Source organism: Streptomyces sp. NPDC046939 (genome assembly GCF_040644575.1).
Classification (GTDB): domain Bacteria; phylum Actinomycetota; class Actinomycetes; order Streptomycetales; family Streptomycetaceae; genus Streptomyces.
The window spans coordinates 106749-120902 of the sequence record NZ_JBEYWV010000008.1; the positions used below are offsets into that span (position 1 = coordinate 106749).

Sequence of the window (14154 nt, forward strand, 5' to 3'; positions counted from 1 at the left end):
ATCGACCCGGCGGAGCGGACGTCAGAGCCGGCGCGTCGCCAGCGTCAGCCGGTCCCGCGCGTCGAACAGCGCGTCCTTGACCATCTGCTCGTGCGCGGGGGTGAGCCGCGCGACCGGCACCGAGCAGGAGATCGCGTCCCGCGCCGGGGTCCGGTAGGGGATGGCGACGCCGAAGCAGCGCAGGCCGAGCGTGTTCTCCTCGCGGTCGACCGCGAAGCCCTGCTCGCGCACCGCGTGCAGCTCCTCGATGAGCTTCTCGCGGTCGGTGATCGTGTGCTCGGTCAGCGCGGGCAGCGTCTCGGGGAGCATCTTGCGGACCTGCTCGTCGCTGTAGGTGGCGAGCAGCGCCTTGCCGAGCGAGGTGGAGTGCGCGGGCAGGCGGCGCCCGACGCGCGTGAAGGGCCGCAGGTAGTGCTGGGACTGGCGGGTGGCGAGGTAGACGACGTTGGTGCCGTCGAGGCGCGCGAGGTGGATGGTCTCGGTGGTGTCGTCGGAGAGCCGGTCGAGCGTGGGCCGGGCGGCGGCCACGACCTCGTCGCCGTCGATGTAGGAGGTGCCGACGAGCAGCGCCCGCACCCCGATCCCGTACCGCGTGCCGGTCGCGTCGGTCTCCACCCAGCCCAGCTCGACGAGCGTGCGCAGCAGCATGTAGAGGCTGGACTTCGGGTAGCCGACGGCTTCCTGGACGGCGGCCAGGGAGTGCATGCCGGGGCGCCCGGCGAAGTATTCGAGCAGTTCGACCGTGCGCACCGCCGACTTGACCTGCGCGCCACCCTGCGCGGCCCCCGTCGCGGTACTCGCGACGGCCCCCGTCTCGTCTGCCGACATCGCCCTTGACCCCTTCGTTCGACGAGAAATAGTCTCCGTAGGGTTCATCAACAGAGACAGCGTTCAGTATATCGAACGACTCCCCTGGCTCGTCCGCCGAGCCGCGGGAAAAGCTGGAGGATTCGCCGTGGCAGCAGCACCAGTCTGGAGTGTCGACCCCCGAACCGGGAAGCAGCGGGAGCAGGTCGCGGTCGAGGCCACGGCCCAGGAGGTGGACGAGGCGGTCCGCGCCGCCCACGACGCCCGTTCCGCTCTCGCCGACCGCGCCGTGCGCTCCGCGTTCCTGCGCACCGCCGCCGACCTGCTCGACGAGTCCAAGGACCATCTGGTCGAGGCCGCCGACGCGGAGACCGCGCTCGGCCCGGTCCGGCTCGGCGGTGAACTGGCCCGTACGAGCTTCCAGTTGCGCGCGTTCGCGGACATCGTCGACGAGGGCGCCTTCCTCGGCGTCGTCATCGACCACCCGGACGACACCGCCACCCCGCCCATCCCGGACCTCCGCCGCTACAAGATCCCGCTGGGCGTCGTCGCCGTCTACTCGGCCTCCAACTTCCCCTTCGCCTTCTCCGTGCCCGGCGGCGACACCGCGAGCGCGCTCGCCGCGGGCTGCCCCGTCGTCGTCAAGGCGCACCCGGACCACCCGGCCACCTCCGAGCTGGTCGCCTCCGTCCTCCGCCGCGCCGCCGCACGGCACGACATCCCCGAGGGCGTCCTCGGTCTCGTGCACGGCTTCGACGCGGGCGTCGAGCTGGTCAAGCACCCGCTGATCGCGGCCGCCGGGTTCACCGGTTCCGTACGCGGCGGCCGCGCCCTCTTCGACGCGGCGGCGGCGCGCCCGGTGCCGATCCCGTTCCACGGCGAGCTGGGCTCCCTCAACCCGGTCGTGATCACCGAGGCGGCCGCCGCCGAGCGCCCCGAGCAGATCGGTACGGGGCTCGCGGGCTCCATGACGCTCGGCGTCGGCCAGTTCTGCGTCAAGCCGGGCCTGGTGTTCGCGCCGAGCGGCGAGGCGGGCGACAGCCTCGTCAAGTCCCTCACCGCCGCCGTCAGCGACACCGCCGGGGGCGTGCTCCTCGACCACCGGATGCGGGACAACTTCGTCGCGGGCGTCGCCGAGCGCGCGCAGCTCCCGGACGTCGAGGCGCCGGTGACGCCCGGCGCGGGCGGCGAGCACACCGTCAGCCCCGGCTTCCTCACCGTCCCGGCGACGAGGCTCGCCGTCGAGGGCTCGGAGCACGACCTGCTCCTGGAGGAGTGCTTCGGGCCGGTCACCGTCGTCGCCCGCTACGAGAGCGCCGACGAGATCACCGCCGTCCTCAACCGGCTGCCCGGCAACCTCACCGCGACCGTCCAGCTCTCCGCCGAGGAGGCCGCCGGCGAGGGCCGCGGCACCGAGATCCTCGCCGAGCTGACGCCCCTCGCGGGCCGCGTCCTGGTCAACGGCTGGCCGACCGGCGTCGCCGTCGCCCCCGCCCAGCACCACGGCGGCCCGTACCCGGCGACGACCTCCACCTCCACCTCGGTCGGCGGCACCGCGATCGAGCGTTGGCTGCGCCCGGTCTCGTACCAGACGACGCCCGAGGCGCTGCTCCCACCGGAGCTGCGCGACGACAACCCGCTGGGTCTGCCGCGCCGCTTCAACGGCCGCCTGGAGAACGGACGGCAGACCAAGTGACCACCGCGGAGCTGCGCCTCCCCGAGCTGCCCTTCCCGCTGTACGCCCACGGTCCCGAGGGCCACTGGGCGTACGCGGACGGCGTGCTCACCGGCCGCGCGGGCGCCCGCCAGGACCGCTTCGTGCCTCCGGCGGGCGACTCCCTCGCACCCGCCTCCGACGCGCCCCGCCTCCTCGGCACACCGCCCGGGGGCGACTTCCAGCTCATCGCCCGGGTGACGGTCGGCTTCGCGGCGGCGTTCGACGCGGGCGTCCTCTACCTCCACGTCGGCGACCGCGAGTGGGCCAAGCTCTGCTACGAGCGCTCCCCGGACGAGCCCACGATCTGCACGGTCGTCACGCGCGGGCGCTCCGACGACGCGAACTCCTTCGTCGTCCCCGGCTCCACGGTGTGGCTGCGGATCACCCGCACCGGCTCGGCGTTCGCCTTCCACGCCTCCACCGACGGCGAGAAATGGACCTTCGTCCGCGTCTTCGCCCTCGGCGACGAGAAGGCAGCGGCGGCGGCCCGGGTCGGCTTCCTCGCGCAGTCGCCGACGGGGGAGGGGTGCGAGGTCGCCTTCGACCGCGTCGAGCTGCGCCCCGGCGCGCCCAAGGACCTGCGGGACGGGAATTAGCCACCGCCGCCACCGGTTGACGTACGGCGCAGGGCACCCCCTGCGCCGTACGTATCCACTGGAGCGAGAGACCCCATGCGCGTCGAGATCTGGACCGACATCAACTGCCCGTTCTGCTACATCGGCAAGTCCCGGTTCGAGCAGGCCCTCGACGCCTTCCCGCACAAGGACCAGGTCGAGGTCGTGCACCGCTCCTTCGAGCTCGACCCGACCATCGCCAAGGGCGACACCGGCCTCGTCGTGCCGCACATCGCCGAGAAGTACGGGATCAGCGAGGCGCAGGCCGCCGCCAACGAGCAGGGGCTCGGGCAGCAGGCCCAGGCGCTCGGCCTGCCCTACCTCACCGAGGGCCGCGACTACGGCAACAGCTTCGACCTGCACCGCCTCCTGCACTTCGCGCACGAGAAGGGCGTCCAGGACGCCATGATCGACGCCCTGTACCGGGGGAACTTCGCCGAGCGGGAGTCCGTCTTCGCCGACGAGGAGCACGTCGTGCGCCTCGCCGTCGACGCCGGTCTGGACGAGGCCGAGGTCCGCGCGGTCCTCGCCGACCCCGAGCGGTACGCGGAGGAGGTGCGCGCCGACGAGCGGGAGGCCGCCCAGCTCGGCGCCAACGGCGTCCCCTTCTTCGTCCTCGACCGCACGTACGGCGTCTCCGGCGCCCAGCCCGCCGAGGTCTTCACGCAGGCCCTCACCCAGGCGTGGGAGAACCGCTCCCCGCTGACGGTGATCGACAGCGCGCAGGGCGGCGACGCGTGCGGGCCCGACGGATGCGCGGTCCCGCAGAGCTGAACCGAGGAGCGCATGGGGCGTGGTCGCACACGCGGTCGGGCATGGTGAGGTCATGCAGACCACTGACGAGACCACACGCGACCAGCAGCCCGACGTCCCCGCCCTGGACCTCCCGCCGGAGCCCGCGCTCGACCTCGATCTCGTCCGCGCCCAGTACCACCCGGACGCCACCTACCTGAACACCGCCGGCTTCGGGGTGCTGCCCGCGCGGGCGGCCGACGCGGTGCGCATCGCCGTCGACACCATGGCGGCGGGCCGCCCCCTCGACGCCCTCTTCGCCGACGTGGAGGAGGCCCGCGCCTCCTTCGCGCGGATAGCCGGGGTGCCGGTGGCGCGGGTCGCGGCCGGCGCGTCCGTCGCGGTCTACGGCGGCCTGGTCGCCGCGTCGCTGCCCCCGGGCGCGGAGGTCCTCACGGCGGAGAACGACTTCAGCTCCACCGTCAACCCCTTCCACGTCCGCGGCGACCTCCGGGTCCGCGTCGTCCCGCTGGACACGCTCGCCGAGTCGGTCCGCCCCGGCACCGCGCTCGTCGCCGTCAGCGCGGCGCAGTCCGCCGACGGCCGCGTCGCCGACCTGGCCGCCCTGCGCGAGGCGACCCGCGCCCACGGCGCCCGGCTCTACGTCGACGCCTCGCAGGCCGCGGGGTGGTACCCGCTCGACGAGCACGCGGCGGACGCCGACTACGTCTCCGCCGTCGCCTACAAGTGGCTCTCCTGCCCGCGCGGCACCGCCTTCTTCGTCGGCCCCGAGGACCCGGACGAACTGCGGCCCGTCTTCGGCGGCTACGTCTCCGGCGAGGTCCCCATGGACAGCTGCTACGGCCCCGTCACCGAGCCCGCCCGCTCCGGGCGCCGCTTCGACGAGGCGCCGAGCCTCCTCGCGTACACCGCCGCCAGGCAGTCCCTCGCCCTGATCGAGGAGCTGGGCACGGCCGCCGTCCGCGCCCACGACCTCGCGCTCGCCGACCGCTTCCGCACGGGCCTCGCCGCCCTCGGCCACACGCCGGTCCCGTCGCCCGGCTCCCCGATCGTGTCCGTGCCCCGGCTCGGGGCGAAGGCGGCCGAGATGCGCGCGGACGGCATCGAGGTCGCCGACCGGGCCGGCCACCTGCGGGCCGCCTTCCACCTCTACAACACGCCCGAGGACGTCGACCGGCTCCTGGCCGCCCTGTCCCACTGACCGCACCCCGCCCCTGTCACGCCGCCACACCTGGCGCCCGGGCCCGCCGGACGCTAGGAAGGCAGGGACGAGGTGGTGGTGCCGGTGGCCCGCAAGCACGGGACAGGACCGACGGCCGACGCCGAGCTGCACCGGCGGCTGGTCTACGGCGACGAGGCCGCGCTCACCGAGGTGTACGACGCCTACGGCGGGCTCGTGCGGGCGGTCGCCGTCCGGGTGACCCGCCAGACCGGCGCCGCCGACGACGTCGCACAGGAGGTCTTCGCCCACCTGTGGGCCCGCCCCTACGCCTACGACGAACGCCGCGGCACCCTGCGCACCTGGCTGACGATGCTGGCCCACCGCCGCGCCGTCGACTGGGTGCGCAGCGAGGCCCGCCACCGCAAGGCCGCCGCCGACGACGAGGTCCTGCACGCGATCCCCGCGCAGGACCCCGGCCCCGACGAACGGGTCGTGGACCGCGAACGCGCCCTCCTGCTCCACTCCGCCCTCGCCGAACTCCCGCTGCCCCAGCGGCAGGTGGTCCACTTGGCGTACTTCGCCGGACGGACGTACCGTCAAGCGGCGGCCGAGCTCGGCATCCCCGAGGGCACCGCGAAGACCCGGCTGCGCACGGCCCTGCACCGGCTGGCCGAGACCCTGGCCGACCCCCCCGACCCGGCCAGGGAAAGGAGCGCGTGATGGCGACCGACGCCTACGACCACGCGGCGATCTGCGAACTCCTCGGCGCCTGGGCCCTGCGCGCCCTGCCCCCGGCCGAGGAGCACACGGTCCCCGAACACCTGGCGACCTGCGCGCAGTGCGCGGCGGAGGCGGAGCGCCTGCGCGAGACCGTACGACTCCTCGACGGCCCGGGGCAGGCCCCGGACCCGGCCCCGCCGACGGCCGGGGACGACACCCTGGCCCGCGTGCTCGCCGCCCGCCCCGCCGTGCCCCGCACCGCCCCGCACGCCGAGCCCTACGCCGCGGCTGTCGCCGCGTTGCAGGCGCTGATCGCCGAGTTCGACGCCGACGTGTGGCGCACGCCCGTCGTGCACGACTGGACCGTGCAGGACACGATCGCCCACTTGATCGCCGCCGACGAACACCTCGCCGTCCACCTCGGACTGCCCGCCAACGAGCCGCCGCCCGGCCCCGCGACGCCGGGCGGGACCGGGTGGCGTACGGCGTGGGCCACCCGCACCCACCGCGTCATCGCCCACGAGCGCACCCGTGCCCCGCGCGACACCGTCGCCGTATGGCGCGCGCAGGCCGCCGCGCTGCTCGCGACCCCGGCCGCGCACGACCCGGAGACCGCCGCGCTGCCGGTCACGGTGGTGGGGGCGCGGCTGCCCGTCGCCGACCACTTCCTGGTCCGCGGCTTCGAGGCGTGGATCCACGCCGACGACATCGGGCGCGCCCTCGGCCGGACCGTGCCCCCGCCGCCCGCCGCCCACCTGTGGCGGCTCGTGCGCCTCGCCGTGCGGATCGTCGGGCTCGCCCTCGGCCCGGCCGCCGAGACGGTCGCCCTCACCGTCACCGACGCCGGGCGCTCCACGGAGTGGATCCTCGGCGCCGAGGGCGAACCGGTCTGCGGCGAACTCACCATGACCGCCGTCGACTTCTGTCTCCTCGTCGGCGGACGCGTCGCCCCGCACACCGTGCCGATGGCCGCCCGGGGCGATCACGCCGCCGTGCACGCCGTCCTCGGCAAGGCGGCCCGCCTCGCCTGGCTGTGAACACCAGGGAACAGCGGTGGGGCGGGACCGGTGGCCGGTCCCGCCCCACTCCTACGCGTACGAGCGCTACCTCACCGGGGTGAAGTCCCGCGCCCCGATGAACTCCGGGCGGCGCACGGGCGCCGCGAACGGCTCCACCGCCGCGTTCTCCACGCTGTTGAACACGATGAAGACGTTCGAGCGCGGGTAGGGCGTGATGTTGTCGCCCGAGCCGTGCATGGCGTTGCAGTCGAACCAGGTCGCCGAGCCCGCCTTGCCGGTGAACAGCCTGATGCCGTGCGCGTCGGCGAACTTGGACAGCGCCTCGTTCGACGGGATGCCCGCGTCCTGCATCTGCAGCGACTTCTTGTAGTTGTCCTTCGGCGTCTCGCCCGCGCAGCCGAGGAACGTCTTGTGCGACCCCGGCATGATCATGAGGCCGCCGTTGGTGTCGTAGTTCTCCGTCAGGGCGATGGAGACCGACACCGTCCGCATGTTCGGCAGACCGTCCTCGGCGTGCCAGGTCTCGAAGTCCGAGTGCCAGTAGAAGCCGCTCGCCCCGAAGCCGGGCTTGACGTTGATCCGCGACTGGTGGACATAGACGTCCGAGCCGAGGATCTGCCGCGCCCGGCCCACGACGCGCTCGTCGCGCACCAGGTTCGCGAACACCTCACTGATCTTGTGGACCTCGAAGACCGACCGCACGTCCTGCGACTTCGGCTCGACGATGGAGCGCTCATCGGCCTTGATCACCGGGTCGCTGATCAGCCGCTTCAGCTCGGCCTGGTAGGTGCCGATCTCGTCCGGGCCGAGCAGTTCGTCGATCGCGAGGAAGCCGTCCCGCTCGAAGCCCGCGAGGTCGGACTCGCGGATCGGGCCCCGGGCGCCCGGCGGCGACCAGACGACCGGGTCGACGCGCGGGGTGGCCACCTCGGAGGTGCCCCGGGTCGGGTACAGGTCGGTGACGGCGTGCTCCGTGGGGATGGCGGTCATGCGGATCAGGCCTCCTCGGGTTCGGTCAGCAGCGGGTAGACGCCGTTCTCGTCGTGGTCCTCCCGCCCGGTCACGGGCGGATTGAACACGCACACGCAGCGGAAGTCCGTCTTGGGCCGCAGCGTGTGGCGCTCGTGGCCGTTCAGGAGGTACATGGTGCCCGGCTCGATCCAGTGCTTCTCGCCGGTCTCCCGGTTGGTGAGCTCGGCCTCGCCCTCCACGCACAGTACGGCCTCGATGTGGTTGGCGTACCACATGTCGGTCTCCGTGCCCGCGTACAGGATCGTCTCGTGCAGGGAGAAGCCGACACCCTCCTTGGCGAGGACGATGCGCTTGCTCTCCCACGTGCCGGACGCCGATTTCACGTGCCGGTCGGTGTTCTCGATCTCCTTGAACGATCGGACAATCACGGGATGTCGCTGCCTCTCTCTGTTGCGTTCCTGAGGGGTCGTCAGGCGGTCTCGCGCACGGCCCTGGTGAGCGTGCGCAGCCCCTCTTCCAGCTCGTCCGGCGTGATCGTCAGCGCCGGCAGGAGCTTGACGACCTCGCTGTTCGGGCCGGAGGTCTCGATCAGCAGGCCGAGCTCGAAGGCGCGCTTGGCGACCTTGCCGGCCCGCTCCTTGTCGCGGAACTCCAGGCCCCACACCAGGCCCCGGCCGCGGTACTGCACCGTCTCCTCGCGGAACTCCTCGCGCAGCGCGACGAGCGCCTCCTCGACCTGCTGGCCGCGCGAGAGCGTCTGCTTCTCCATGGCCGGACCGTCGGTCCAGTACGTCTCCAGGGCGGCGGCGGCCGTCACGAACGCGGGGTTGTTGCCGCGGAACGTGCCGTTGTGCTCGCCGGGCTCCCACACGTCGAGCTCCGGCTTGAACAGGCACAGCGACATCGGCAGGCCGTAGCCGCTGATGGACTTCGACACGGTCACGATGTCGGGGACGATGCCCGCCTCCTCGAAGGAGAAGAAGGCGCCGGTGCGGCCGCAGCCCATCTGGATGTCGTCGACGATGAGCAGCATGTCCCAGCGCTCGCACACGTCGGCGAGCTTGCGCAGCCACTCGGCGCGGGCGACGTTGATGCCGCCCTCGCCCTGCACCGTCTCGACGATCACGGCGGCGGGCTGGTTCAGGCCGGAGCCCTGGTCGGCGAGGAGCCGCTCGAACCAGATGAAGTCCGGGGTCTGTCCGTCGAGGTAGTTGTCGAACGGCATCGGCGTGCCGTGCACCAGCGGGATGCCCGCGCCGGCCCGCTTGAAGGCGTTGCCGGTCACCGCGAGCGAGCCGAGCGACATGCCGTGGAAGGCGTTGGTGAAGGACACGATCGACTCGCGGCCCTTGACCTTGCGGGCCAGCTTCAGCGCGGACTCGACGGCGTTGGTGCCCGTCGGGCCCGGGAACATGACCTTGTAGGGCAGGTCGCGCGGGCGCAGGATGATGTTCTGGAAGGACTCCAGGAAGTTGCGCTTCGCCGTCGTCGACATGTCCAGGCCGTGCGTGACGCCGTCGCGCTCCAGGTAGTCGATGAGCGCGCGTTTCAGCACGGGGTTGTTGTGGCCGTAGTTGAGTGAACCGGCACCCGCGAAGAAGTCCAGGTACTCGTGGCCGTCCTCGTCGTACATACGGCTGCCGTGGGCCCGGTCGAAGACGGTGGGCCAGCCGCGGCAGTAGCTGCGCACCTCCGACTCAAGGGTCTCGAAGACGCTCAGGTCCGGCTGGGTGATGGTCACAGCGAATGCTCCTCTTGGGAGGGGAGTGTGCGGGGGGTTGGCTTGGATGGCTTCGGTGTGCGGGGCCCGGCGGCTACGCGGCCGGCGCGAGCGGCCCGATCCGGTACAGCTCTTCCGGCAGGTGTCCGTCGTCGGGGAAGAGCCCGGCGTCGAACAGGACGGTGCGCTCCACGCCGGCCCCGTGCCTGCGGGCGAAGGAGTGGAACAGCGCCTGCGACGCCTCGTTGTCCGGCGTGATGGTCGTCTCCACGGTGGTGACCTGCCGCTCGGCGACGACCCTCGCGGCCAGGCCGTCCAGGAGTTCGCCGGCGAGACCGTGCCCGCGGTGGGCGGCGTCCACGGCTATCTGCCATACGACCAGAGTGCCCGGGCGGTCCGGCCGTGTGTAGCCGGTGACGAACCCGGCGACCTCGCCGTTCTCGTCCCGCGCGACCGCGGAGGTGGCGGCGAAGTCACGGCACCACAGCAGATAGCTGTAGGACGAGTTCAGGTCAAGCACCTTCGAGTCACGTGCGATACGCCAGATCGCGGCACCGTCGGCCACGCCGGGCTGGTCGAGCTGGAATTTCGCTTGTACGGCGGTCATGCGATTTGAATTTACCCAGCAATTTTTGGAATTGCATCTGGGAGGGGGGTTACGTGGCGCGGCGATCTGTGTTATCGCGCGCAGGTGGGCCCGCGCAGGAGAGGGCAGGGAAATATACCGATTTGCCCTGCACATAAGCGGGCATACCACCCGTGGTGTGGAGTGTGTCACACCGTCCCGCGTGGCGGAAACCTGTCCGATTCGCGTCGACTCGCGTTGTTGAAATCTTAGTGTTTACGTTCTGTGGATCCGGGCAGAAGCAGTACGGGAAGCTACCCCGATAATAAGCGGAAGAATGTAGTGCAATAGTTCTTGCGGAAGATAAAGAAAAGCGCCGCCCGGTAAATGGGCGGCGCCACTTTGTGGACGGCGGAATTGCTTGGTCCTGTTTCTGCTGAAGCCCTCCGGCTACGCCCAGGCGGCGGCGACCGCCTTGCGCGCGCCCTCCAGATCCACCGCGAACCCGGCCTCCGCCAGCGCCCCGCCGAGCGCGGCGAGCGAGGACTGCACGACACCGCGCGTCGCCTGCGGGCCGTAGTGGTTGACCCGGATCATCTCCTGCGCCAGCGCCCCGCCGCCCGCCACGAGCGGCAGCACCGGGTCGACGGCCAGCGCCTTCGCGACCAGGTCGCGCGCGTCGGTCCCGGCGGGCGCCCGCAGCGTCGTCGCGACCGGCGCGGCGTCCCGCGCCTCGTGCACGTAGGGCTCAAGTCCCCCGCCCAGCGCGAGCGTTCCGGCGCGGGTCGCCGCCGCCGCGCTCGCGTGACGGGCCATCAGCGCGTCGAGTCCCTCGCTCTCGATCCGCTCCACACAGGCTTCGAGCGCGAGCATCTCCAACTGCGCGGGCGCGTGGAGCAGCGCCTTGCGGCCACCGTCGATCCAGCGCTGCTTCCAGTCGAGCAGGGAGAGGTAGGAGTGGCGCGGCGCCTGCGGGTTCGCGGTCATCCGCTCCCAGGCCCGCGCGCTCACCGACACCGCCGAGACACCGGCCGGGCCGCCCATCGCCTTCTGCGCGCCGATCACGCACAGGTCCACGCCCCAGGCGTCCGGCAGCACCGGCTCGGCCGCGATCGACGCCACCGCGTCCAGGTAGAACAGCGCGCCGTGCTCGCGCACGACCTCGCCGATCTCGGCGACGGGGTTGGTGTTGCCGGTCGCCGCCTCCGCGTGCACGAGCGAGACGAAGTCGATGTCGGGGTGGGCGGCGAACGCCTCCCGGATCTGCTCCGCCGTGACCGCCGTGTGGAACGGCACCGCCAGGTCGTGCACGGTCGCCCCGCAGTCGCGCAGCCAGTCGCCGAAGGTCTGCCCGTACGGGCCCGTGATCACGTTGAGGGCGACGGTGCCCGGCCCGGCGACGCCCCGGATCGCGCCCTCCAGGGGGAGCAGCGCCTCCCCCTGCATGATCACGACGTCCTGGGAGGTCTTCAGGAGGCGGGCCACACGGTCCTCGACGGCGGCGAAGTGCTCGGCGCTCAGGGGGGCCAGATCGAGAAACGGATGCGTCACGGTGGTGCTCTCTTCGCTCACGGTTTCGGACAGATGCTCAAGGGTTCGGGCTGATGCCGCTGTCGAGCGTACCCACCCGCCTCATAGGCTTCGCGCATGAGTGAGCCGAGCCCGGCGGGGGCGCTGCACGTGACCGGACGGGTCCTGGCCGGACCCGATGACGTACGCGACGAACTGTGGGTGATCGACGGCAAGGTCACCTACGACCGTCCGCGCACCCCGGGCCTGGACGTGACGACGGTCCGGGGCTGGGCGCTGCCGGGCCTGGTCGACGCCCACTGCCACGTCGGCCTCGACGCCCACGGCCCCGTCCCCGCCGAGACCGCCGAGAAGCAGGCCCTGACCGACCGCGACCACGGCACGCTGCTCCTGCGCGACGCGGGCTCGCCGTCCGACACCCGCTGGATCGACGACCGCGAGGACCTGCCGAGGATCATCCGCGCGGGCCGGCACATCGCCCGCACCCGCCGCTACATCCGCAACTACGCCCACGAGATCGAGCCCGAGGACCTCACCGCCTACGTCGCCCAGGAGGCCCGGCGCGGCGACGGCTGGGTCAAGCTCGTCGGCGACTGGATCGACCGCTCCACCGGCGACCTCGGCGCCTGCTGGCCGCGCGGCGCCGTCGAGTCCGCCATTGCCGAGGCCCACCGGCTCGGCGCCCGCGTCACCGCCCACTGCTTCGCCGAGGACTCGCTGCGCGACCTCGTCGAGGCGGGCATCGACTGCATCGAACACGCCACGGGCCTCACCGACGACCTCATCCCCCTCTTCGCCGAACGCGGCGTCGCGATCGTCCCGACCCTGGTCAACATCGCCACGTTCCCGGACCTCGCCAAGGGCGGCGAGCAGAAGTTCCCGCGCTGGTCGGCCCATATGCGCCGCCTCCACGACCGCCGCTACGACACGGTGCGCGACGCCTACGACGCGGGCATCCCGGTCTACGTGGGCACGGACGCGGGCGGCTCCCTCGCCCACGGCCTCGTCGCGGGCGAGGTCGCCGAGCTGGTGAAGGCGGGCATCCCTCCGGTCGAGGCGCTCGCGGCGACGGCCTGGAAGGCCCGCGCCTGGCTCGGCCGCCCCGCCCTGGAGGAAGGCGCCCCGGCGGACCTGGTGGTGTACGGCTCGGACCCGCGCGAGGACGTACGCGTCCTGGCCGCTCCGCGCAGGATCGTGGTGCGGGGACGGGTGGTCGGGTAAGGCGCGGGAGCGGACAGGGCGTTGACAGAGCGTTACCCGGTCAGGCAGCTGCTCGTTGCACACAACTCCGCCGCGCCCGCGCGGGGTGACACAAGAGGGACTTCAGGGAACAGGCGAGCCCCAAGATTCGAAGGCGTGAGCTAAAACCCCTCGTTGGAGTGAACTGACCTCGGGTGGCCGCCCGTTCACTCTCAGTGCGTAAAGATTCCCTCATCGATGACCAGTCGACACCGTCGGCGGCGCTCGTGCTGTCCCTGCACGCGCACCGCCCCGGGGGATCTGCTCTGACCATCGCCTGTCCTGAAATCTGTTCTGTCCTCTCCTGGGGGTCCCACCAGCATGCCCAGCTCCACTGTCACCACCGCCCCGCGCACGCCCGCCCGCCGTCTCGCCGCGACGGCCGCCGCGACCGTGCTCGCCGTCGGGCCCCTCGCGCTCGCCACCGCGGGCCCCGCCGCGGCGACGGGCGACCACGGCGGCAAGGCCGGCGCGGTCGTGCTCCGCACGGGCCTGGACGTCTCGCTCCTCAACAAGACCGTGAACGTCCCCCTCAAGGCCGCGCTGAACGAGGTGCAGGCCCCCGCGAGCGCCGACAAGACCACGCTCACCGTCAACCTGGACGGCGTCGACCACGGCCGCCCGGTCAACGTGCTGCGCGCGGACGTGGCCAAGGCGAAGGCGACCGTCGACGCGCGGAAGGCGGAGGGCTTCACCCAGCTCGTCCACGCCAAGGTGCACGTCCCCGGTCTGCCGCTGCTCTCCCTCATCGAGGTGGACCAGGTCACGTCCAGGGCGCTGTGCGAGGCGGGCAAGAAGCCGGTCGCGACCTCAAACCTCCTCGGCTCCGTCACGGTCCTCGGCAAGAAGGTCACGCTGACGGCGGGCGGTACGACCGAGGTGAAGGTGCCGGGCGTCGGCGACGTCTCCCTGGCCCTCTCCTCCACGTCGACGACGTCCCGGACGGCGGCCGCGTCCGCGCTGCGACTGCGGGTCTCGGTCAACCCGCTGAAGCTGAACGTCGCCGAGGTCAACGGCGAGGTCACCCTGGCCGAGGCCACCTGCGAGTCCCCGAAGCCCCAGGCGCCCGGGAAGGAAACGCCGGTGGTCTCCACCCCGTCCCCCGACACGGTCGTCCCCCAGGGCACCAAGGAGGAGCCCCCGGCCGACCTCGCCGAAACGGGCGGCAACTCAGCCACCCCGTACATCGCGGGCGGCGCCTTCCTCCTGCTGGCAGCGGGCGCCGGCTCAGTAGCCCTGACCCGCAGGAACCGAGCAAGGGCCTAAGAAAAAAAGGGGCGCCGGCCACCCCGGCGCCCCGCCAGGGGCGCGGGGAACGGCGCGACCAGCCACAACG

14 protein-coding genes are annotated in these 14154 nt (G+C 72.4%); 8 read left to right on the forward strand and 6 right to left on the reverse strand.

All coding sequences use genetic code 11. The annotated features are described in order from the left end of the window. Window positions 1-21: 21 nt before the first annotated feature. Window positions 22-828 carry an IclR family transcriptional regulator gene (locus ABZ877_RS11225; protein ID WP_361067935.1) on the reverse strand — a complete coding sequence of 269 codons (807 nt, stop codon included), beginning with the start codon at window positions 826-828 and terminating at the stop codon, window positions 22-24. 127 nt (window positions 829-955) lie between these two features. Here ABZ877_RS11225 and ABZ877_RS11230 point away from each other — a divergent pair, with 127 nt between their 5' ends. The 6 genes from ABZ877_RS11230 to ABZ877_RS11255 all read left to right on the forward strand — a co-directional run bounded on the left by ABZ877_RS11230 (window position 956) and on the right by ABZ877_RS11255 (window position 6810). Beyond that, on the forward strand, window positions 956-2503 hold the full coding sequence (locus ABZ877_RS11230) for an aldehyde dehydrogenase (NADP(+)) (RefSeq protein ID WP_361067938.1): 1548 nt from the start codon (window positions 956-958) through the stop codon (window positions 2501-2503). An 11-nt stretch (window positions 2504-2514) separates the two neighbouring features. Continuing rightward, on the forward strand, window positions 2515-3120 hold the full coding sequence (locus ABZ877_RS11235) for a DUF1349 domain-containing protein (RefSeq protein WP_361068376.1): 606 nt from the start codon (window positions 2515-2517) through the stop codon (window positions 3118-3120). A gap of 75 nt (window positions 3121-3195) precedes the next feature. Then, window positions 3196-3912 carry a DsbA family oxidoreductase gene (locus tag ABZ877_RS11240; RefSeq protein ID WP_361067940.1) on the forward strand — a complete coding sequence of 239 codons (717 nt, stop codon included), beginning with the start codon at window positions 3196-3198 and terminating at the stop codon, window positions 3910-3912. 52 nt (window positions 3913-3964) lie between these two features. Next, window positions 3965-5092, forward strand: a complete 1128-nt coding sequence (locus ABZ877_RS11245; protein ID WP_361067943.1) for an aminotransferase class V-fold PLP-dependent enzyme — start codon at window positions 3965-3967, stop codon at window positions 5090-5092. Between the two features lie 84 nt (window positions 5093-5176). After that, a complete protein-coding gene (locus tag ABZ877_RS11250) occupies window positions 5177-5773 on the forward strand; it encodes a sigma-70 family RNA polymerase sigma factor (RefSeq protein WP_361067946.1) in 597 nt (198 codons plus the stop codon). Beyond that, a complete protein-coding gene (locus tag ABZ877_RS11255) occupies window positions 5773-6810 on the forward strand; it encodes a maleylpyruvate isomerase family mycothiol-dependent enzyme (RefSeq protein WP_361067949.1) in 1038 nt (345 codons plus the stop codon). Before ABZ877_RS11250 ends, ABZ877_RS11255 begins: the two co-directional genes overlap by 1 nt. A gap of 66 nt (window positions 6811-6876) precedes the next feature. Here ABZ877_RS11255 and thpD read toward each other — a convergent pair whose 3' ends face one another. The 5 genes from thpD to ABZ877_RS11280 all read right to left on the reverse strand — a co-directional run bounded on the left by thpD (window position 6877) and on the right by ABZ877_RS11280 (window position 11600). Then, on the reverse strand, window positions 6877-7782 hold the full coding sequence (gene thpD, locus ABZ877_RS11260) for an ectoine hydroxylase (RefSeq protein ID WP_361067952.1): 906 nt from the start codon (window positions 7780-7782) through the stop codon (window positions 6877-6879). Between the two features lie 5 nt (window positions 7783-7787). After that, window positions 7788-8192 (reverse strand): ectoine synthase, encoded by a 405-nt coding sequence (locus ABZ877_RS11265; protein WP_361067955.1) that lies wholly within the window; start codon window positions 8190-8192, stop codon window positions 7788-7790. 41 nt (window positions 8193-8233) lie between these two features. Further along, on the reverse strand, window positions 8234-9505 hold the full coding sequence (ectB, locus tag ABZ877_RS11270) for a diaminobutyrate--2-oxoglutarate transaminase (RefSeq protein WP_361067958.1): 1272 nt from the start codon (window positions 9503-9505) through the stop codon (window positions 8234-8236). A 73-nt stretch (window positions 9506-9578) separates the two neighbouring features. Then, on the reverse strand, window positions 9579-10091 hold the full coding sequence (ectA, locus tag ABZ877_RS11275; RefSeq protein WP_361067961.1) for a diaminobutyrate acetyltransferase: 513 nt from the start codon (window positions 10089-10091) through the stop codon (window positions 9579-9581). 408 nt (window positions 10092-10499) lie between these two features. Then, the gene (locus tag ABZ877_RS11280) at window positions 10500-11600 is read right to left on the reverse strand and encodes an aminotransferase class V-fold PLP-dependent enzyme (protein WP_361067964.1); all 1101 of its coding nucleotides are present in this window, start codon (window positions 11598-11600) and stop codon (window positions 10500-10502) included. 96 nt (window positions 11601-11696) lie between these two features. Between ABZ877_RS11280 and ABZ877_RS11285 the strand changes: the two genes are divergently transcribed. Both ABZ877_RS11285 and ABZ877_RS11290 read left to right on the forward strand, forming a co-directional pair. Further along, the gene (locus ABZ877_RS11285; RefSeq protein WP_361067967.1) at window positions 11697-12800 is read left to right on the forward strand and encodes an amidohydrolase family protein; all 1104 of its coding nucleotides are present in this window, start codon (window positions 11697-11699) and stop codon (window positions 12798-12800) included. Window positions 12801-13139: 339 nt separating this feature from the next. Beyond that, window positions 13140-14084, forward strand: a complete 945-nt coding sequence (locus ABZ877_RS11290; protein WP_361067970.1) for an SCO1860 family LAETG-anchored protein — start codon at window positions 13140-13142, stop codon at window positions 14082-14084. Window positions 14085-14154: the final 70 nt, after the last annotated feature.